At 41.4% G+C, this 20,953-nt stretch carries 21 protein-coding genes and 1 riboswitch; of the genes, 19 read left to right on the plus strand and 2 right to left on the minus strand.

Annotated features, from left to right (window positions below):
• The first annotated feature begins 55 nt into the window (after nucleotides 1-55).
• Nucleotides 56-1,048, plus strand: coding sequence for an NADPH:quinone oxidoreductase family protein (locus tag FZF09_RS00480; RefSeq protein WP_158734614.1), 993 nt, complete (start codon nucleotides 56-58; stop codon nucleotides 1,046-1,048).
• Nucleotides 1,049-1,273: 225 nt separating this feature from the next.
• On the opposite strand, the gene FZF09_RS00485 is transcribed toward FZF09_RS00480, so the two are convergent.
• A complete protein-coding gene (locus FZF09_RS00485) occupies nucleotides 1,274-1,411 on the minus strand; it encodes a hypothetical protein (protein WP_158734615.1) in 138 nt (45 codons plus the stop codon).
• A gap of 180 nt (nucleotides 1,412-1,591) precedes the next feature.
• Between FZF09_RS00485 and FZF09_RS00490 the strand changes: the two genes are divergently transcribed.
• The 17 genes from FZF09_RS00490 to purD all read left to right on the plus strand — a co-directional run bounded on the left by FZF09_RS00490 (nucleotide 1,592) and on the right by purD (nucleotide 18,514).
• A complete protein-coding gene (locus FZF09_RS00490) occupies nucleotides 1,592-2,890 on the plus strand; it encodes a Zn-dependent hydrolase (RefSeq protein WP_158734616.1) in 1,299 nt (432 codons plus the stop codon).
• Between the two features lie 86 nt (nucleotides 2,891-2,976).
• On the plus strand, nucleotides 2,977-4,038 hold the full coding sequence (locus FZF09_RS00495; RefSeq protein WP_158734617.1) for a type III polyketide synthase: 1,062 nt from the start codon (nucleotides 2,977-2,979) through the stop codon (nucleotides 4,036-4,038).
• A gap of 2 nt (nucleotides 4,039-4,040) precedes the next feature.
• Entirely contained in the window at nucleotides 4,041-4,565 is a 525-nt protein-coding gene (locus tag FZF09_RS00500; RefSeq protein WP_158734618.1) for an isoprenylcysteine carboxyl methyltransferase family protein, read from the plus strand.
• Nucleotides 4,566-4,649: 84 nt separating this feature from the next.
• Entirely contained in the window at nucleotides 4,650-5,189 is a 540-nt protein-coding gene (locus tag FZF09_RS00505; RefSeq protein ID WP_158734619.1) for a DUF2179 domain-containing protein, read from the plus strand.
• Nucleotides 5,190-5,193: 4 nt separating this feature from the next.
• Nucleotides 5,194-5,418: an NETI motif-containing protein gene (locus FZF09_RS00510; RefSeq protein ID WP_158734996.1), complete on the plus strand. Its 225-nt coding sequence runs from the start codon at nucleotides 5,194-5,196 to the stop codon at nucleotides 5,416-5,418.
• A gap of 87 nt (nucleotides 5,419-5,505) precedes the next feature.
• Nucleotides 5,506-5,608, plus strand: a riboswitch (purine riboswitch).
• 137 nt (nucleotides 5,609-5,745) lie between these two features.
• The gene (gene purE, locus FZF09_RS00515) at nucleotides 5,746-6,231 is read left to right on the plus strand and encodes a 5-(carboxyamino)imidazole ribonucleotide mutase (RefSeq protein ID WP_158734997.1); all 486 of its coding nucleotides are present in this window, start codon (nucleotides 5,746-5,748) and stop codon (nucleotides 6,229-6,231) included.
• Nucleotides 6,228-7,376 carry a 5-(carboxyamino)imidazole ribonucleotide synthase gene (purK, locus tag FZF09_RS00520; RefSeq protein WP_158734620.1) on the plus strand — a complete coding sequence of 383 codons (1,149 nt, stop codon included), beginning with the start codon at nucleotides 6,228-6,230 and terminating at the stop codon, nucleotides 7,374-7,376. Before purE ends, purK begins: the two co-directional genes overlap by 4 nt.
• Before the next feature lie 38 nt (nucleotides 7,377-7,414).
• Entirely contained in the window at nucleotides 7,415-8,710 is a 1,296-nt protein-coding gene (gene purB / locus FZF09_RS00525; RefSeq protein WP_158734621.1) for an adenylosuccinate lyase, read from the plus strand.
• 57 nt (nucleotides 8,711-8,767) lie between these two features.
• Nucleotides 8,768-9,487, plus strand: a complete 720-nt coding sequence (gene purC, locus FZF09_RS00530; protein ID WP_158734622.1) for a phosphoribosylaminoimidazolesuccinocarboxamide synthase — start codon at nucleotides 8,768-8,770, stop codon at nucleotides 9,485-9,487.
• Nucleotides 9,480-9,728, plus strand: a complete 249-nt coding sequence (gene purS / locus FZF09_RS00535; RefSeq protein ID WP_158734623.1) for a phosphoribosylformylglycinamidine synthase subunit PurS — start codon at nucleotides 9,480-9,482, stop codon at nucleotides 9,726-9,728. Before purC ends, purS begins: the two co-directional genes overlap by 8 nt.
• On the plus strand, nucleotides 9,728-10,411 hold the full coding sequence (gene purQ / locus FZF09_RS00540) for a phosphoribosylformylglycinamidine synthase subunit PurQ (protein WP_158734624.1): 684 nt from the start codon (nucleotides 9,728-9,730) through the stop codon (nucleotides 10,409-10,411). The genes purS and purQ overlap by 1 nt, the downstream gene beginning before the upstream one ends.
• A complete protein-coding gene (gene purL, locus FZF09_RS00545; RefSeq protein WP_158734625.1) occupies nucleotides 10,395-12,623 on the plus strand; it encodes a phosphoribosylformylglycinamidine synthase subunit PurL in 2,229 nt (742 codons plus the stop codon). The genes purQ and purL overlap by 17 nt, the downstream gene beginning before the upstream one ends.
• Nucleotides 12,599-14,020: an amidophosphoribosyltransferase gene (gene purF / locus FZF09_RS00550; protein ID WP_158734626.1), complete on the plus strand. Its 1,422-nt coding sequence runs from the start codon at nucleotides 12,599-12,601 to the stop codon at nucleotides 14,018-14,020. Before purL ends, purF begins: the two co-directional genes overlap by 25 nt.
• A 33-nt stretch (nucleotides 14,021-14,053) precedes the next feature.
• Entirely contained in the window at nucleotides 14,054-15,094 is a 1,041-nt protein-coding gene (gene purM, locus FZF09_RS00555; protein ID WP_158734627.1) for a phosphoribosylformylglycinamidine cyclo-ligase, read from the plus strand.
• A complete protein-coding gene (purN, locus tag FZF09_RS00560) occupies nucleotides 15,091-15,705 on the plus strand; it encodes a phosphoribosylglycinamide formyltransferase (RefSeq protein ID WP_158734628.1) in 615 nt (204 codons plus the stop codon). The genes purM and purN overlap by 4 nt, the downstream gene beginning before the upstream one ends.
• On the plus strand, nucleotides 15,680-17,218 hold the full coding sequence (gene purH, locus FZF09_RS00565; protein ID WP_158734629.1) for a bifunctional phosphoribosylaminoimidazolecarboxamide formyltransferase/IMP cyclohydrolase: 1,539 nt from the start codon (nucleotides 15,680-15,682) through the stop codon (nucleotides 17,216-17,218). Before purN ends, purH begins: the two co-directional genes overlap by 26 nt.
• A gap of 36 nt (nucleotides 17,219-17,254) precedes the next feature.
• Nucleotides 17,255-18,514 (plus strand): phosphoribosylamine--glycine ligase, encoded by a 1,260-nt coding sequence (gene purD / locus FZF09_RS00570; protein WP_158734630.1) that lies wholly within the window; start codon nucleotides 17,255-17,257, stop codon nucleotides 18,512-18,514.
• Nucleotides 18,515-18,734: 220 nt separating this feature from the next.
• On the opposite strand, the gene FZF09_RS00575 is transcribed toward purD, so the two are convergent.
• Nucleotides 18,735-18,998, minus strand: a complete 264-nt coding sequence (locus tag FZF09_RS00575) for a YgaP family membrane protein (protein ID WP_158734631.1) — start codon at nucleotides 18,996-18,998, stop codon at nucleotides 18,735-18,737.
• A gap of 198 nt (nucleotides 18,999-19,196) precedes the next feature.
• On the opposite strand from FZF09_RS00575, the gene FZF09_RS00580 reads away from it, so the two are divergent.
• The gene (locus FZF09_RS00580; protein WP_158734632.1) at nucleotides 19,197-20,939 is read left to right on the plus strand and encodes an adenine deaminase C-terminal domain-containing protein; all 1,743 of its coding nucleotides are present in this window, start codon (nucleotides 19,197-19,199) and stop codon (nucleotides 20,937-20,939) included.
• The last annotated feature ends 14 nt before the right edge of the window (nucleotides 20,940-20,953 follow it).

Genomic DNA, 20,953 nt, shown 5'->3' on the forward strand with positions numbered 1-20,953 from the left:
ATGATTTTGTAGAAGATTGTCAGAGCAATACGACTAATAAGGAGGAACCTATATAATGACCAATTTTCAAGCAATGATGGTAGAAGAGACAGGCAATAAGGAAGTAGAAAAATGTATTCGTACGCTTACACTAGATGATCTGCCAGAAGGAGATGTTCTCGTAAAAGTTCACTACTCCAGTGTGAATTTTAAAGACGGTATGGCTTCTATGGCAAACGGAAACATTGTAAATGAATACCCAATGGTTCCTGGTATAGACTTAGCAGGGGTAGTAGAAGATTCGTCAGATTCTCGCTTTTCTAACGGTGATAAAGTCATCGTAACAAGTTATGAATTAGGAGTTTCTCATTATGGAGGTTTTGCTGAATATGCAAGAGTTCCGGCAGAGTGGGTTGTAGCGCTGCCTGAAGGTTTAGATTTAAAAGAAGCCATGATCTATGGCACGGCTGGTTTTACAGCAGGTTTATCTGTTATACGGCTTGAGGAGGAAGGTATTACACCAGAAAGCGGCACTGTACTTGTAACAGGAGCTACAGGCGGTGTAGGAAGCATGGCGGTTGCAATGCTTGCTCAACTAGGATACAACGTGGCGGCAAGTACTGGTAAATCCTCTGAACATAATTATTTAAAAGAGTTGGGGGCAAAAGAAATTCATTCACGAGAAGACGTACAGCCGGAGAAAATCCGTCCGCTTGATAAACAGCGTTGGGCTGGAGTTGTTGATCCAGTAGGAGGCGAAACGCTGGCATATGCGTTAAGCACGCTTTCCTATGGCGGTGCTGCTGCGGTCAGTGGGTTAACAGGGGGGACAAAGATTCCAGCCACAGTGTTCCCATTTATTTTAAGAGGTGTGAACCTTGTAGGTATTGATTCTGTCTATTGTCCAATGGATAGAAGAAAGCAAGTCTGGAATCGTCTCGCATCAGATTTAAAAGTCGAAAATTTGCTCGAAACGATCGCAAGTGAGATTTCCTTAGAGGAGCTTCCGGAAACATTAGAACAAATTCTTCAAGCGCAAGTGCGGGGGAGAAAAATCGTTCGTTTATAAAAATATAGAAAAAGAGGTGAAGTTGTCTCAAAAGGTTAGTTTCGGGTATGAAAATTGTCGAGCAACCGGAATATCCAAATAAGGCAGAGTGAAGAGTTTGCTCACGAGGAGACTGAACCGTCTCCTGTGGCAAAGAACAAACTGCGAAAACGAGTAAAGAGAGTTGGAGTAGATATCGCACTAGTGCTCTGAGTGTATATTCCGCTGCGTTAGCTGAGAACTGACTTATGGGACAGCTCCACCTTCTTCTGTATTTGAATCCCACTTTATTGCAAAATATTCTAATGGTTGTTCTAGAGTAGAAATTCCCATTACTTCTTCATATGGGAGAGCATGATTGCTAAGCCGAAAATAATTGAACACGTTCACCTTCTATTGTTATCGAAATTTTCTTACATATTAATTTTTGTTAAGGTAAAAGCCAATAAAGAAATCGAAAGAAGGAAAAAACTTTCTTCTCTAGAAACTAGGGGAGGAAAATCTTATGCTGTTATCGACACCATTTTTAGTGTTAACAGTGTAATAAAAGGGGTATGGGTACGTATGAATGTATTTTCTAAGGAAAGATTGCTGGCTTCTAACGATATTTTTACTCTAACTGAATCTCTCAACCCAGAAATTTTGGCAGATAGACTAGCTGCCTTAGCAGAAATAGGGAAAACAGAAGAAGGTGGAGTTACACGCTACGTCTACACGGAAGAAGAAGCAGATGCTAAAAAGTTATTTCGTTCCTGGATGGAAAACGCGGGACTAAAAGTAAGGGAAGATGCAGTTGGAAATATGTATGGAAGATTAGAGGGAAAAGAGCCCGAACTTCCTGCGCTGCTTACGGGATCGCATTTAGACACAGTACCTAATGGAGGGGCTTTTGATGGATCCTTAGGATGTGTCAGCTCATTAATGGCTATAGAAGCAATTATTCAAGAACATGGACAATTGAGAAGAGCACTTGAACTAGTGGTGTTTGTTGATGAAGAAGGGGCTAGGTTTGGAAGCGGATTGTTTGGAAGCAGGGCTGCCATGGGAGAAGTGAGTAAGGAGGATCTATTTCAGCTTCGAGATGAAAATGGAGTTACAGCAGCAGAAGCAATGAAGCGACAAGGCTACGCTCCAAATAAGCTGAAAAAATGTGTATATCCGAAAGAGGAAATTTACGCATTTTTAGAACTTCATATAGAACAAGGTAAAAGCTTAGAACAACAACAGCAAAATATAGGCATTGTCAACGGAATTGCGGGCCCTTCTTGGCTTGAGGTGATATTTGAAGGAGAAACGGATCATGCAGGTAATACACCTATGGATATGCGGTCAGATGCTGCAGCTGGAGCAGCTGATTTAGTTTTATCGATAGAAAATATTCCCCGGGAAATTAGCTCGACTGCTGTCGCTACAGTAGGAAAATTGCAGCTTTTTCCTAATGGATCGAATGTTATCGCAGGAAAAGCAGAGATGACGGTCGATGTTAGAGATATAGATGAAGAAGTGCGCGATAATATGTTAATTGAAATAAAGAGAGAAGCAGAACGGATTGCGGAAAAAAGAGATTTGAAAACAGAAACGAAGATTCAGATTAAAATACCTCCTGTCCCTGTTCCTAAGTGGATCCAGCAATATGCACAACAAGCAGCAGAGAAACTGAATTTATCCTACAATAATTTACCAAGCGGAGCAGGTCATGATGCAATGATTGCAGGTAAACACGTAGCTTCTGGGCTTATATTTGTACCAAGCTATAAAGGGAAAAGTCATTCACCGGAAGAATTTACCTCATTGAAAGATTGTTTTAACGGAGTATTGGCGCTAAAAGAGATATTGGAAAATATAGGAAGTGAGGAAGGGTAGAGTTAAAGATTTAACTCCTTGAAAATAGAGTATTATTTAGCAGCAAAGGAAAAACTATACTTGACGATTATAGAGAAGGTGAAACAATGCCATTTATACAGCATGTAGAAACAGCAGATGCTCCTTACCGAGTAACTCAGCAAGAAACGGTAGAAGTGGTTCGTGAATTATTCGGTGATTCTTTTCCTGACATCGATCGTTTATTAAAAGTATTCGGGAATGGTCAAATTGAAAGCCGTTTTTTGGCTGCGCCGCTGTCTTGGTTTCAACAAAATCATGATTTTGAAGAGAAAAACCAGCTATATATAAAACAGGCACTTACGTTAGGAAGCGAGGCTGTAACGAGGTGTTTGCAAGAAACAAACACGTCAAAAGAAGAAATCGATGCCTTTTTCTTTATTTCAAGTTCTGGAATGGCAACACCGACGATCGATGCACGGATTATGAATGAATTAAATTTCCCTTCTCATATAAAAAGAATTCCAATTTGGGGGCTGGGGTGTGCTGGAGGAGCCTCAGCCTTGAGTCGTGCCCATGAATATTTACTTGCTTATCCTTCTGCTAAAGTACTTGTACTTTGTCTTGAATTATGCAGTCTTACTTTTCAACCTAATGACAGATCTAAAAGTAATTTAATCGGTACCTCACTATTTGCAGACGGTGCTGCTTGTGTCCTAATGACAGGGGAAAAAATAAAACATAAAAATACTCGCCCTCGCACGATAGATACGATGTCTACTTTGATGCCCCATTCGGAAGATGTGATGGGGTGGGATATTAAAAATGAAGGATTTCATGTTATTTTCTCAAGAGACATACCAGCTATTATTGAAGAATGGTTAAAACCGAACGTAACTGCTTTTTTAAAAAAGCTAGATAAGTCACCAGCCGATATTAACCATTTTGTTGCTCATCCAGGCGGTAAAAAAGTTCTTCAAGCATACGAAAGAGCACTGGGTTTTTCAGAAGAAAAAACAGAGCCGGCAAGAGAAGTTTTAGCTGTACAGGGAAATATGTCTTCTCCAACTGTCTTGTATGTTTTGAAGAAAATAATGGAAAAAAAGCCTTCATATGGAGAAAATGGTATAGTGACAGCTCTTGGTCCTGGATTTAGTTCAGAATTGGTATGGCTGGAATGGGGAGAATAAGAATGACGTTTTTTATCATTTTGGTATTAGTTGTTGTATTGCAGCGATTAGCAGAAATTATATATGCCCGTCGAAATGAAAAAAAAATGAAAGCAAAAGGCGCTATAGAAATCGGAGCTTCTCATTATAAATGGATTGTTTTGTTACATATTTTTTTCTTCTTTTCTTTAATTATGGAAGCGACAGAGAGACAATTTATTCTTAGTTCAGGCTGGCAGGTGTTTTTGCTGCTTTTTATTGTTGTGCAAATTCTTAGAATCTGGACGCTGACTTCACTGGGAGAATTTTGGAACACGAAAATAATCGTCCTTCCTGGGGCAAAGAAAGTAAACAAAGGTCCATATCGCTGGATTTCTCACCCCAATTATGCCATTGTTATGCTTGAAATTATCCTGTTACCTCTAATATACGGTGCTTGGATCACAGCACTTATTTTCTCAGCTGCAAACGCCATTATTTTGCTTTTCATACGAATTCCTACTGAAGAAAAAGCACTCGAACAATTAAAAAAAATGACGAATGATTAGTACTTCCCACACTATCTAAAACGTGATATATTTTTTTCGAATTCATGATGAATGCGCTTATAGCGGGGAAGGAAGCGGTTTAATATGCTCGATATTCTCCTTGAGAATGCTTGGACGATGCTCCTTATTATTTTTACTATTAACATTGTCTATGTCACCTTATTTACGCTGCGTATGATTTTTACTTTAAAAGGACAGCGTTATTTTGCTGGTACTATTGGTATGACAGAAATTGTGGTATATGTTCTCGGACTCGGCCTTGTACTTGATAACCTTGATAATATTTTAAATTTAGCAGCGTACGCTATTGGTTATGGGACAGGAGTAGTCGTAGGGATGAAAATTGAAGAGAAGCTGGCATTAGGGTATATTACCGTAAACGTCATTACAAAGGAATACGAACCTGATATTCCAAATGCTCTACGTGATAAAGGATATGGGGTAACTAACTGGGTAGCATACGGCAGAGAAGGTGAACGCTTAATGATGCAGATTTTAACCTCGAGAAGGTCAGAAACGGATTTATATAACATTGTGAAAAAACTAGATCCTAAAGCTTTTATTATTTCTCACGAACCAAAAGCTTTTTTCGGAGGTTTCTGGGTAAAAGGAGTAAGACGCTAATTATATAGAAAGTAGAAGGAGATGGAACAGTGCCCAAAAAAACAACGAAAAAAAATTCGAAGTAAAAGACGGGGAATCGATTGATGATTGTTTGAAACGAATAGATGAAGAAGGTTATGTTCCTGTTCGCCGCATGGAAAAACCTGTATTCGAGGAAGTGAGGAAAAACGGAAAAACAGAAAAAATTCCTGTGAAACAACAAATATTATTTGAAACTAAGCTTAAATAACCGAACATTAAACTTTTTGCGGGTTTAAATGTTCGATTTTTGTTTGACAGATTTCGTGACAACTTGTTAAGCTATACATGTAATCAAACGGATGAAAGAAATAAACCTCATATAATGTCAAGAATAAGGCTCGACAAGTTTCTACCCGGCGACCGTAAATTGCCGGACTATGAGGGAAAGATACGCAAGCACCGGAACATGGAACAGCCGGAGGCAGCGCCTGTTCACCATGTCCATAACCCCGGCGTCTGGCAGCTTTCTCTCATAGTACAGGGATCTGTCAAACCGGGGTTTTCTAATGTGCAATTTAAAGGAGAGGAAAAAATAATGGAACCGCAAGTAGGAGTAATCATGGGAAGCACTTCTGATTGGGATACGATGAAACATGCTTGTGAAGTGCTTGAAGAATTATCTGTTCCTTATGAAAAAAAAGTAGTTTCGGCTCATCGTACGCCAGACCTCATGTTTGAGTACGCTGAGAAAGCACGGCAAAAAGGATTGAAAACGATCATCGCCGGTGCAGGAGGTGCTGCACACCTTCCTGGAATGGTAGCTGCTAAAACCACCCTTCCGGTTATTGGGGTTCCTGTGCAGTCTAAGGCCTTAAATGGCATGGATTCCTTATTGTCTATTGCTCAAATGCCAGGAGGCGTTCCGGTCGCTACCGTGGCAATCGGTAAAGCGGGAGCTGTAAATGCAGGACTGCTTGCCGCAGAATTTTTGGCAGCTTTCGACCTTGAACTGGCTGACCGACTCGACCAAAGAAGAGAAGACCTTCGTCAAAAAGTGATAGAAACGGGGGATTTATCGTGAGTAACATTCTCTCTCCTGGAAAAACAATTGGAATTTTAGGGGGCGGCCAGCTTGGGCGAATGATGGCAATAGCGGCGAAAGCGATGGGCTTTCGAATTGCTGTATTAGAACCAAAAACAGATTCCCCCGCTGGACAAGCCGCTGATATAGAAGTAGAGGCGGCCTATGACGACAGAGAAGGTGCCAAAGAACTTGCAAAACATTGTGATGTCCTTACCTATGAATTTGAAAACATTGATGCTCCGACTGCAGCTTTTCTAGAAGAAACGCTTTACCTTCCGCAGGGCGGCAGCCTTCTCTACACTACGCAGCACCGCATACGAGAAAAAAACGCGATTGAAGAAGCTGGCGTGCATGTATCGCCTTATCGTTCAGTAGATTCAAAAGTGTCTCTAAACCATGCATTAGAAGAGCTTGGAAGACCTGCTGTTTTAAAAACGTGTCAAGGCGGCTACGACGGAAAAGGACAAGTAGTAATTAAAGAAGACACTAATGCAGGTAAAGCATTTGAAACCCTTAATGGAAACGAAAAGGATCTAGTCTTAGAATCCTGGGTTCCTTTCGAAAAAGAAATTTCTGTGATCGTCACAAGAAGTACAAACGGTGAAATCTCGACATTCCCTGTCGGGGAAAATATTCACGAGAATAACATTTTGCATCAAACCATTGTTCCAGCAAGAATCACGTCAGGAACAGAAAAAAAGGCAAGAGACATTGCGTATCAATTAGCCGAGAAACTCGAACTTACTGGTACTTTAGCTGTAGAAATGTTCGTATTAGAAGATGGGGACATTTATGTTAATGAATTAGCTCCCCGTCCGCACAATTCCGGACATTACACGATTGAAGCATGTGAAACGTCTCAATTTGAACAGCATATCCGGGCCATTTGTGGATGGCCGTTAGGGTCTACCAACTTGCTAAAGCCTGTAGTAATGACTAACTTGCTCGGTCAACATCTGTCCTATGTTTACGACAATGTGGAAAGCTTCAGTAAAAACGGACATCTTCATGTGTACGGAAAAGATGAAGCGAAACACGGACGGAAAATGGGACATTGGACTGTGCTTGGGACCGACATAGAAGAAGCTCTTACCAAAACAAACTATGTTTGGGAAAAACAAACTTCTTTAATTAATAAATAAAAAGAAGAAAAAAGAAGATAGAGAGTGGAGGAAATCTCATGATCGAACGGTATACACGCCCTGAAATGGGATCCATTTGGACTGAAAAGAATCGTTTTAATGCTTGGCTGGAAGTAGAAATCTCTGCATGTGAGGCTTGGGCAGAACTTGGAGATATTCCAAAGGACGATGTAAAAAAAATTCGCGAGAATGCAGACTTTGATGTGGAGCGTATTAAAGAGATTGAAGCCGAAACTCGTCACGATGTCGTAGCTTTTACCCGCGCTGTTTCGGAAACTCTTGGAGAAGAAAGAAAGTGGGTGCATTATGGACTAACTTCAACAGATGTGGTCGACACTGCCCTTTCTTATCTACTGAAACAAGCGAACGATATTTTGGAAAAAGACCTTGAACGTTTCCTTTCTATTTTGAAAGAAAAAGCACTGAAACATAAATATACAGTGATGATGGGAAGGACACACGGTGTTCATGCTGAACCAACCACCTTTGGCCTAAAACTTGCGCTTTGGTATCAAGAAATGAAAAGAAATCTAGAGAGGTTTAAAGCGGCGTCAGAAGGTGTCAGAGTTGGAAAGCTTTCGGGTGCGGTAGGAACATTTGCAAACATTCCTCCGTTTATAGAGTCTTATGTATGTGAAAAGCTTGGACTTGAAACAGCTGAAGTCTCCACTCAAACGCTGCAGCGAGACAGGCACGCTCATTATATGAGTACAATCGCTCTTATCGCAACATCTATTGAAAAAATGGCGGTAGAAATTAGAGGGCTGCAAAAAAGTGAAACGAGGGAAGTAGAAGAATTTTTCGCGAAAGGACAAAAAGGATCGTCCGCAATGCCGCATAAACGAAACCCAATAGGATCTGAAAACATGACCGGGCTTTCAAGAGTCATTCGCGGACATATGATGACAGCTTATGAAAATGTACCGCTCTGGCATGAACGTGATATTTCTCACTCCTCAGCAGAACGAATTATTTTGCCTGATGCAACCATAGCACTCAATTACATGCTCAACCGTTTTGGAAACATCGTGAACAACCTGACAGTATTCCCAGAGAATATGAAAGCCAATATGGAAAGGACATTCGGCCTCACTTATTCTCAACGTGTTCTCCTAACTCTCATTAATAAAGGAATGGTGCGAGAAGAAGCCTATGACCTTGTTCAGCCCAAAGCAATGGAAGCTTGGGAAAAAGGAATTCCATTCCGAACATTAGTGGAACAAGAACCCCGCATCACAGAAACGCTGACAGCAGAGGAAATTGATGATTGTTTTGACTATAATCATCACCTGCAGCGAGTAGACGAAATTTTTAATAGAGCAGGTTTAGAATAAAACGGGCCTTAAAAGCCCTTTCCAGACTTTAATGAAAAAACAAGGAGGCGCTCTCCGGTGCAAAAAGAGAAGCTGTTGTATGAAGGAAAAGCGAAAAAGCTTTACCAGACGAATGAAAAAGAGATTTTGTGGGTTGAGTACAAAGATGACGCTACTGCTTTTAATGGGGAGAAAAAAGAAGTTCTTCATGGTAAAGGAAAACTGAACAATGAGATCTCATCCTTGCTTTTTCAAAAATTAGCAGACACAGGAATTCACAGTCATTTTGTTAAAAAATTATCTGCTACCGAACAACTTGTAAAACAAACAACCATTGTTCCTTTAGAAGTCGTGGTCAGAAACATCGTAGCTGGCAGTCTTCACAAAAGGACCGGCATAGAAGAAGGAACTGAGCTCAATCAGGCTATTGTTGAATTTTATTATAAAGACGACGATCTTGGTGATCCGCTTATTAACAATGATCACATTCGCATCCTTCAAGCAGCAGAACCGGAACAGGTCAATAACATGAAAGAACAAGCGTTAGCAGTTAATGAATCATTAAAAAAACATTTTGACGACTGCGGCCTGCTGCTAGTAGATTTTAAGCTTGAATTTGGAACGACTGCTGATGGAGAACTTCTGCTGGCAGATGAAATTTCTCCTGATACATGTCGTTTATGGGATAAAGAAACGAGAGAAAAGTTCGATAAAGATTTATTCCGTTTTGGACTAGGTTCATTGCAGGACGGCTATACCGAAATATTAAAAAGACTGGGAGGGGCTGTACATGGTTAAAGTCCAAGTATATGTAACGTTAAAAGAAGGGGTGCTCGATCCGCAGGGAAGCGCCATTACACACTCTCTTCACACGATGAATTATAATGAAGTGAAAAGTGTTCAGACCGGAAAATATATTGAGCTCGAAGTTGAAAAAACTGATGACTTGGAAGAACGTGTAAAAGAAATGTGTGAAAAGCTTCTCTCCAATCCAGTAATTGAAGATTATACGTATACGATCGGGGAGGCTGTTTCCTAATGAAGTTCGCTGTCATTGTCTTTCCTGGATCAAATTGTGACGACGATATGGTCTATGCTGTTCAAGAAGGTCTGCAAGAAGACGTAGATAAAGTATGGTATACCGAAGAAAGTGTAGCCGATTATGACGCTATTTTACTGCCTGGCGGTTTTTCTTATGGCGATTATTTGCGTTCAGGAGCAATTGCAAGATTTGCTCCAGTCATGGAAAGTGTAATCGAAGAAGCACAAAAAGGAAAGCCTGTATTAGGTGTGTGCAATGGATTTCAGGTTCTCCTTGAAGCAGGTCTTCTTCCAGGGGCGATGCAAAGAAATAAAAATTTGAAATTTATCTGCCGTCCGGTGGAATTAAAAGTAGATAACAACGAAACTGGTTTTACCAAAAGCTATGAAAAAGGGGAATCTATAACGGTTCCGGTTGCTCACGGAGACGGCAATTATTATTGCGATAACAAAACACTACAGCAGCTAAAAGAAAATAATCAAATTGTCTTCACTTACCAAGATGATATCAATGGTTCCGTAGAAGGCATAGCAGGCATTGTGAATGAAAAAGGAAATGTTCTTGGTATGATGCCGCATCCGGAGCGTGCCACGACTAGTTTATTAGGAAGCAGCGATGGCTTAAAGCTTTTCCAATCGATCTTGAACCATTGGAGGGAATCTCATGTCCTTACTTCTTGAACCAACTCCCGAGAAAATTAAAGAAGACAAAGTCTATCAGGAAATGGGCTTAACAGACGAAGAATTTGAACTGGCGGAGAAAATTCTTGGACGTCAGCCAAACTACACAGAAACGGGCTTATTTTCCGTTATGTGGTCGGAACATTGCAGCTATAAACACTCGAAAGTACTTCTGAAAAAATTTCCTGTCAAAGGAGAAAAAGTGCTGCAAGGTCCAGGTGAAGGAGCAGGAATTATAGATATTGGAGACGAGCAGGCAGTCGTTTTCAAAATAGAAAGTCATAACCATCCTTCAGCCATTGAACCTTACCAAGGTGCAGCTACAGGAGTTGGCGGTATTTTGCGTGATGTTTTCTCCATGGGAGCAAAACCAGTAGCGCTGCTAAACTCTTTGCGCTTTGGAGAACTCACTTCTCCTCGCGTCCGTTATTTGTTTGAAGAAGTAGTAGCTGGCATTGCAGGTTACGGGAACTGTGTCGGCGTACCAACAGTAGGCGGTGAAGTTCAGTTTGATCCTTGTTATGAGGGAAATCCTCTCGTTAACGCAATGTGTGTAGGACTGATTGACCATAAAGATATTCAAAAAGGGCAGGCTAAAGGTACTGGCAACACCGTGATGTATGTGGGGGCAAGTACCGGAAAAGACGGGATTCACGGAGCTACTTTTGCTTCTGAGGAGTTAAGCGAGGAATCAGAGAGCAAACGACCTTCCGTTCAAGTAGGCGACCCATTTATGGAAAAGCTTCTACTCGAAGCTTGTTTAGAGCTGGTTCAATCTGACGCTCTTATTGGTATTCAGGATATGGGAGCTGCCGGATTGACATCATCTTCAGCAGAAATGGCAAGTAAAGCCGGTTCTGGTATTGAAATGGATCTAGACAAAGTACCTCAGCGAGAAAAGGACATGACACCTTATGAGATGATGCTTTCAGAATCTCAAGAACGCATGCTGCTTGTTGTCGAAAAAGGCCGTGAACAAGAAATGAAAGACATTTGTGACAAGTGGGGGCTGCTTTCTGCAAAAGTAGGTCATGTCATCGAAGACAAACGCCTTCGTTTACTACATGAAGGAAATGTCGTAGCCGATGTACCTGTAGATGCACTAGCAGAAGAAGCACCAGTTTATCATCCGCCTTCTAAAGAACATTCTGCGTTTCAAGTGAATCAGCAGGTGAAAGAAACCGTTTTTCACATTGACGATACGAAACAAACATTGCTTGACTTATTAAAACAACCGACCATCGCAAGCAAAGAATGGGTATATGATCAATATGATTATATGGTCCAAACAAACACAGTCGTACAACCTGGTTCGGATGCAGCAGTTCTGCGAGTACGCGGGAAAAATAAAGCACTTGCGATGACTACTGATTCTAACAGCCGTTTTATTTATTTAGACCCAGAAGCTGGAGGTAAAATTGCAGTAGCTGAAGCGGCTAGAAACATCGTTTGCTCTGGAGGAGTACCACTAGGTCTAACAGACTGTCTAAATTATGGAAGTCCGGAAAATCCAGAAATATACTGGCAGCTTGAAAAATCTACAGATGGTATGAGTGCAGCTTGTGAACAACTACAAACTCCTGTTATAGGCGGTAACGTATCTCTTTATAACGAAACAAAAGAGGGAGCTATTTATCCAACTCCTGTTGTAGGCATGGTTGGTCTCATTGAAGATTTAGACCACATCACTACTCAATCTTTTAAAAACGCAGAGGACATCCTTTATTTAATAGGAGAGACCAAACCTGAATTTGGAGGAAGTGAGCTGCAAAAACTTTTAGAAGGCGATATCTCAGGGAAAGTTCCAGAAATCAATCTTGAGACGGAAAAAGAGCGTCAGCAAAAACTTTTAGAAGCTATACGAAATCAGCTTGTTTCGTCGGCACATGATGTGGCCGAGGGCGGTCTTGCTGTAGCCGCAGCAGAAAGCCTGATTGGTACAGGGCTGGGTGCAGCAATAACAATCAATGGTGATACCGCAGCAGAACTTTTCTCAGAAACACAGTCACGTTTTCTTGTTTCTGTACCAAAGGTTAAAAAAGAAGCTTTTGAAAAGATTATCCCGGAAGCTCGTGCTATTGGGTCAGTGACAAATGAGGAGAATCTTGAGATTTATAGTCCATCAGGAGAAATCGTGCTTCAGGCGGCAGCGAATGAATTAGAAAGCGCCTGGAAAGGAGCTATTCCATGCTTGGTGAAATCAAAGGACTAAACGAAGAATGTGGAGTTTTTGCTGTATGGGGACACAAAGATGCTGCACAAATAACCTATTACGGATTGCATAGTCTTCAGCATCGCGGACAAGAAGGGGCAGGAATTGTAGTAAGTGACGGAGATCAGTTGTCTATTCATAAAGGACTTGGACTTGTAACAGAAGCTTTCAAAGAAGGAGAACTTGATCAGTTAAAAGGCAATGCTTCCATTGGTCACGTACGGTATGCGACTGCTGGAGGCGGGGGGCTGAATAATTGTCAGCCTCTCTTGTTCCGTTCACAAACCGACAGCCTTGCGGTTGCTCATAATGGTAATATCGTTAATGCCAATGGAGTAAAGCACCAGCTTGAAAACCAGGGCAGTATTTTTCAATCTACTTCAGACACCGAAGTCCTTGCTCACCTGATTAAGCGCAGTGTATACCCGCGTCTTGAAGATAAAATGACAAATGCATTATCTATGCTTAAAGGAGCTTATGCATTTGCAGTGATGACAGAAGACAAGCTAATGGTTGCTCAAGATCCGAACGGTTTACGACCGCTTTCGATTGGCCGTCTGGGTGATGCATATGTTGTAGCCTCTGAAACGTGTGCGTTTGATGTAGTAGGAGCAGAATATGAACGGGAAGTACAGCCGGGTGAAATCATTACGTTTGATGAAAACGGCATGCATTCTGAATTGTTCTCCAATGCAGCTCCGCGGCGGCTTTGCAGTATGGAATATGTTTATTTTTCTCGTCCTGATTCCAACCTTGATCAAATAAATGTTCATACTGCTCGTAAAAATCTTGGAAAACAATTGGCAGAAGAGTCTCCTGTTGAGGCTGATATCGTAACGGGGGTACCGGATTCTTCTATTTCTGCAGCAATCGGTTATGCAGAACAAGCCGGCATTCCTTATGAATTAGGAATGATTAAAAATAGGTACGTTGGCCGCACATTTATTCAACCGTCTCAAGAGCTGCGCGAACAAGGTGTGAAAATGAAGCTTTCGCCTGTACGAGGAGTGGTGGAAGGAAAGCGTGTCGTTATGGTAGATGACTCCATTGTAAGAGGCACGACCAGCCGCCGTATCGTACGGATGTTAAAAGATGCTGGAGCATTAGAGGTGCATGTGCGGATTAGTTCTCCGCCTATTACTCATCCATGTTTTTACGGAATTGACACGTCTACAAAGTCAGAACTTATCGCAGCAAATCACACGACCGAAGAAATGCGGGAAAAAATGGATGCAGATTCTCTTTCCTTTATTAGTATTGACGGTATGTTAAAAGGAATTGGCCGAAAACATTATGATTCCAACTGCGGTCAGTGCTTGGCTTGTTTTACAGGTAATTATCCGACAGAAATTTATCAAGACACTCTTCACCCCCACGACAAAATTACGAGCGGTTAAGAGATTAGAGCAATGATGAGGAGGCTCACTTTCATGTCTGAGGCATATAAAAAAGCCGGTGTCAACGTAGAGGCTGGCTATGAAGCAGTAGAACGAATGAAAAAACACACCAACCGCACCCTTCGTCCGGAAGTGTTAGGGGGACTGGGGGGATTTGGCGCCATGTTCGACTTTTCCTCCCTTCCTTATAAAGAACCGGTCCTTATTTCAGGTACAGACGGGGTTGGTACAAAGCTTATGCTCGCCTTTGCCGTAAACAAGCATGATACGATTGGAAAAGATGCGGTGGCCATGTGCGTAAATGACATTGCAGTACAAGGAGCAGAGCCTCTTTATTTTCTTGATTATCTTGCATGCGGGAAAGCAGATCCTGTAAAAATTGAAGCAATAGTAAAAGGGGTTGCTGATGGCTGTGAAGAGGCAGGCTGCGCATTGATTGGCGGTGAAACGGCGGAAATGCCGGGAATGTATGAAGAGGAAGAATATGATCTAGCTGGTTTTACCGTTGGAGCAGCTGAAAAAAGCTCTATTATTACAGGAAAAAGCATTAAGCCTGGTGATAAATTAATTGGACTGCCTTCCTCTGGCATTCACAGCAACGGCTTTTCCCTTGTACGAAAAGTACTGATTGAACAGGCAGGATTAGACTTAAACGAAACGTATCTGCCGTTTAATCGTCCGTTGGGAGAAATTCTGTTAGAACCAACCCGTATATATGTAAAGGCAATAAAAACGTTAAGAGAAAGCGTGGAAGTAAAAGGGATGGCTCATATAACGGGAGGAGGATTTTATGAAAATATTCCTCGTATGCTTCCAGACGGTCTAGGAGCCTCTGTTGATCCATCCAATTGGGACTTGCCGCCAATCTTTTCATTTATTAAAAAACACGGAAACCTTTCCTTAGCTGATATGTACGGTACTTTCAACATGGGTGTCGGTTTAGCAGCAGCGGTCGATGAAGATCAAGCAGAAAAAGCTGTCACTGCGTTACAAGAAAAAGGGGAAAAAGCAGTAATCATTGGTTCTATTACGGAGACAGGGGAGCTTACGATTGAGAGGGGGAGCTTCTCGTGAAACTTGCCATTTTTGCATCAGGCAGCGGGTCAAATTTTCAAGCAATAGCTGATGCGGTTCAAGAAGGAAGAGTTCAAGCAGAAATAGCCTTGCTTGTTTGTGATAAACCAGGGGCATATGTAGAAAAAAGAGCTAAAGCACTAGATATTCCCGTTTTTTCCTTTCTTCCTAAAGAATATTCCGATAAAGCTGCCTTTGAAAAAGAAATCGTAAATCGGCTTCAACAAGAAGAAATTGATTTAATAATACTAGCTGGATATATGAGGTTAATTGGTTCAACTCTGCTGCACGCCTATGATAAGCGGATTTTTAACATTCATCCCTCGCTTTTGCCCGCTTTTCCTGGGAAGGATGCAATAGGCCAGGCTTGGCAAGCAGGCGTGAAAGTTACGGGCGTTACGATTCATATGGTAGATAAAGGAATGGACACAGGTCCTATCATTTCACAAGAAGCCATATCACTTAAAGCAACGGACTCCCTTGAATCTTTGACAAAGGCTATTCAAGCAGTAGAACACCGTTTATATCCAGACACTATTCAATGTTTAATTGAGAAACGAACTTCAGAAGGGAGCCAAAATCAAAATGAGCATCAAACGAGCATTAATTAGTGTTTCAAATAAAGAAGGAATTCTTCCTTTTGCAAAGCGGCTTGAAGAACAAGGGGTAGAAGTGATTTCTACAGGCGGGACAAGTCGCGTTTTGAAAGAAGGAGGTGTTAATGTTACCGGCATTTCGGAAGTGACTGGATTTCCAGAAATTCTTGATGGCAGGGTAAAAACATTGCATCCAAATATTCATAGCGGCCTCCTTGCTATGCGTGAAAAAGAAGATCATATTGCTGAACTGGAAGAACAAGGGATTGCTCCGATAGATCTTGTAGTCGTAAACCTTTACCCATTCAAGCAAACAATTGAAAAGCCTGACACAGAGTTTGAAGAGGCTATTGAAAACATTGATATTGGCGGACCAAGCATGCTCCGCGCCGCTGCTAAAAACCATAAGCATGTTACTGTGGTAACCGATCCGGAAGATTATGAAACTGTGTTAAAAGAATGGCATACCGATGGAGATGTTTCAACGGAAACGAAAAAGCGTTTGGCTGCTAAAGTGTTTCGTCACACTGCTTCATACGACTCGCTTATTGCTAATTACCTAACGGCACAATCAGGAGAACTGTATCCTGAAACGTATACAGTTACCTACGAGAAAAAACAAGATTTGCGTTACGGAGAAAACCCGCACCAGAAAGCGGCTTTTTACCGAGAACCAATCGGTCCGTTGAGTTCAGTTGCTAATGCGATTCAGCTGCACGGAAAAGAACTTTCGTACAATAACATAAATGATGCTGAAGCTGCTCTTTCGATCGTTAAAGAATTTGGTCAGCCGGCAGCCGTTGCTATCAAACATATGAATCCTTGCGGCGTGGGTGTGGGAGAAAATATTTTTGAGGCATATGAAAAAGCATTTGAAGCCGATCCAGTTTCTATTTTTGGAGGCATTGTTGCTCTGAATCGGGAAGTGGATAAAGATACAGCTCAGAAGATGAAAGAAATTTTCCTTGAAATTATTATTGCTCCAGCTTTCACACAAGAAGCATTAGATATATTGACAGAAAAGAAAAACCTTCGCTTGTTAACAGTTAACCTAGATGAGGAACCACAAGAGCGCTCAAAAATTACTTCTGTGCATGGGGGAGCCCTTATTCAAGAAGAAGACCGAAAAGGATTTTTAGATGCAGACGTACGGGTTGTAACAGAACGTGAACCGACAGAACAGGAGTGGCAGGATCTGAAACTGGCCTGGAAAGTTGTTAAACATGTGAAATCAAATGCCATACTTCTTACAAAAGATGAAATGACGATTGGTGTTGGCGCTGGACAGATGAACCGTGTAGGTGCCGCGAAAATTGCTATAGAACAAGCTGGCGATAAAGCAAGTGGAAGTGCTATGGGATCAGATGCCTTTTTCCCAATGAAAGATACAGTAGAAGAAGCTGGAAAAGCAGGCATCAGTGCTATCATTCAGCCTGGCGGCTCGATACGTGATGAAGAATCGATTGAAAAGGCGAATGAATTAGGTATAACAATGGTCTTCACCGGAATGCGCCATTTTAAACATTAATTGGGGTGTTACAGTTCAAAGGAGGATCCTTTTAAAATGAAAGTGCTGGTAATTGGAAGTGGGGGCAGGGAGCACGTAATAGCTAAAAAATTAGCTGAAAGCCCTAAAGTGGAACAAGTGTATGCTGCCCCTGGAAACCCGGGAATGCAAAATGCTGCAGAATGTATTGATATAAAAGAAGAGGATCACGAAGGGTTGATTCGCTTTGTAAAAGAAAAGAAAGTGGCATTTACTGTCGTAGGCCCCGAAGCTCCTCTACTTGCTGGAGTAGTAAATCATTTCGAAGAAGCTGGACTTAAAGTATTCGGACCTACACAAGAAGCAGCTCTTATTGAAGGCAGTAAATCATATGCAAAATCGCTGATGCACCGTCATCAAATCCCGACTGGATCTTATGAAGTATTTTCTGATTATGATGAAGCCGCAGCATATATTGAAGAAAAGGGCGTTCCGATTGTCATTAAAGCGGACGGATTAGCAGCAGGGAAAGGTGTTACGGTTGCTTTCTCGAAGCAGGAAGCATTAGCAGCTTTGAGTGATATTTTAGAAGATAATAAGTTTGGAGATGCAGGTTCTGAAGTGGTGCTAGAAGAATACCTTGACGGAGAAGAACTTTCCTTGATGGCATTTGTTCATGGAGAAACGGTTATTCCTATGGTAGGGGCACAGGACCATAAACGCGCTTACAATGGCGATCAGGGTCCTAATACCGGTGGAATGGGTGCCTACAGCCCGGTACCTCAATTTACCTCTGATGATATTGACCGTGCTGTACGTGAAGTCTTGCAGCCTGCAGCATCAGGTTTAGTAAAAGAAGGACGTTCTTTTACAGGAATTTTGTATGCTGGGCTCATGATGACAGAGAACGGACCAAAAGTTATTGAATTTAATGCTCGTTTCGGGGACCCTGAAGCCCAAGTTGTGCTTCCTAGGTTAAAATCTGATTTGTCTTCTGTCATTCTTGTGTTGTTAAATGGCGGTGTTCCGGAACTTGAGTGGTCTGATGACGCTGTTTTAGGAGTAGTGGCAGCTTCGAAAGGATATCCAGGGTCTTATGAAAAATATAAGCCATTAAATTCGCTGCCTTCTTCGGAACACCTTTATTTTGCAGGGGTGGAAAAAGAAGGAGATCAGCTATTAACAGCAGGCGGACGTGTACTGTTAATAGCAGAAAAAGCTTCTAAACTGAAACAAGCAAGAGATACCGTCTATCAAAAGCTCGAAAAGCTTGATACCGAACATCTTTTTTATCGAACAGATATAGGAGATAAAGCTATTTATCGAGACAATTCCTAACTAAGCCAAATAAAAGGGTATTGCAATACAAGACAATTAATATTATCTTTTATTTCAGAAACCGGTTCGGCATAAGGGAATTTCCCCGTGTGAACCGGTTTTTTGATTCTATGTCAAATGATAAAAGCTCAATTATTTTGTGAGGTTATCTCTTAAATCAATAGAAAATAACTAGTATGACTTGGTACACTATCATCATACTGTTTACATAAGCTTGCGTTTACAGCTCATTTATTTGCGGGTCAGGTGTGGAAGATTCGGTTTCAGGATAGTTCTTTTGAGCAGAGACACTGTCAGTAATCATTTTAGTCAGCGGACAAAAACGTGTTATGCCCTCCGCTACTTTCATGGCTCCCATCATAGCATATAGAAGATGTCTGCCGTTTCGGCGGTATTTGGTTAATTCTGCAGTGGAACATGCTAAAATGGTTAAACCGCAAGTGATCCGGACCATTGCATTTAATGTACCTATATTAGGTTTCATACTTATATCCTCCTTAATAAAATCTTTGAAATCTTGTCACTTACTTTCATGGAGTAATGAGTGAAATTGTGATAAGATAGGGAAACATTAACGCAAACACTGTTGTTAATCCAAAAAAATTGTCTGTTTATTTACGGCAATAAGATGAACATTTGAAAGAACTATACGCTGAAGGACAAAAGAAAGCAGGTGACGATTATGGCAACACAGCTATTTCGTTGGAATAAGCAAACGTTGAGACGCCAGCTTTCCGTTATACGCGGTGAATTGGCACCAACCATTATACTAAAAGACGCAACGTATTTGAGCAGCTCACGAAAATCATGGCTGGAGGGCCATATCTGGATATACGAAGATAGAATCGTTTATACTGGGAAAGATTGGCCCGCGAAAACGGAAGGGACAGAGATAATTGATTGCCGAGGCAAACATATTGTACCCGGTTATATTGAGCCCCATGCTCATCCGTTTCAGTTATATAATCCCCATACGCTTGCTGAATATGCATCGGTGCGGGGAACAACTACACTGATTAATGACAACATGTTCTTTTTTTTAAATATCGAAAAAAGGAAAGCGCTTTCACTTATTGAAGAACTGGATCAATTACCAACTTCGATGTTTTGGTGGGGGAGATACGATGCCCAAACAGAATTAGAGGAAGAAGATGCTTTGTTTTCTCCTTCGAACATGAAGGCATGGCTTGAGCATCCTCTTGTTGTTCAAGGAGGAGAATTGACATCTTGGCCTAAAGTAATGACAGGGGATGAAACGGTTCTGCATTGGATGCAGCATACTAAAGAACTAAATAAACCAATTGAAGGACATTTACCAGGTGCTTCATATCGAACGCTTACACAGATGGCTCTTTTAGGCGTGAATGGGGATCATGAAGCCATGGATGGGGAAGAAGCGTTGAGAAGATTAGATGCTGGAATGACAACCTCACTACGTTATTCTTCCATTCGGCCTGACTTGCCGAAAATGCTGGATGAATTACTTGAAGCTGGTGTCAACGAATTCCGTCGTTTTACGTTTAACACAGACGGATCCACCCCCTCATTCTACAAGCAGGGGGTTATCGATAAATCGATTGCTATTGCTTTAGAAAAAGGGGTTCCTGTCATAGATGCTTATGAAATGGGCAGTTATAATACAGCTAAACACTACGGATTAGACGATTATATTGGAATGATCGCGCCGGGACGTATCGCTCATCTTAATATATTAGAGGATGTTTATAATCCTGTTCCGAAAGCCGTGCTGGCAAAAGGGCAGTGGGTGTTTAAAGACGGACAGAGCTGTTATCCTGATCGTCATTTTTCCTGGGAAGACTATGGAGTACATCCTTTTATGATCGATTGGGATTTAACCAATGATGATCTGCACTTTTCCATGCCGATGGGAATTGAATTAGTGAACTCTGTCATTTTAAAGCCTTATCAAATTAGTGTAGATGTAACAAATGAGCACCTTTCCGAAACCCATGACGAATGTTTCTTTGTAATGCTCGACCGACATGGGAAGTGGCGGATTAATACGGTCATAAAGGGATTCGGCACCACACTTGGAGGGATTGCCACTACATTTTCCAATACGGGTGATATCGTATTGATAGGCAAAAATAAAGCGGACATGCGAAGAGCGTTTGAAGAATTAAAACAGCATGATGGCGGAATTTTTATGGTGGAAAATAGCTCTGTTATAGAAAGCATTCCCTTGAAACTATTCGGTGCTATGTCGTTAGAACCAATGGAAGAATTGATCAATAAACATGAGAGCCTCGAACATGCTTTGAAACAAAAAGGCTATCCTCATGAAGATCCGATATACAGTATGCTTTTCTTTTCTTCAACTCACCTTCCTTATATTAGGGTGACACAAAAAGGAATTTTTGATGTTCATAAGAAAACGGTACTCTTTCCTTCGATTATGCGTTAAACTGTAAAAGTGTA

The sequence above is a fragment of the Alteribacillus sp. YIM 98480 genome (genome assembly GCF_009765375.1).
In the GTDB taxonomy this organism is placed as follows: domain Bacteria; phylum Bacillota; class Bacilli; order Bacillales; family Marinococcaceae; genus Alteribacillus.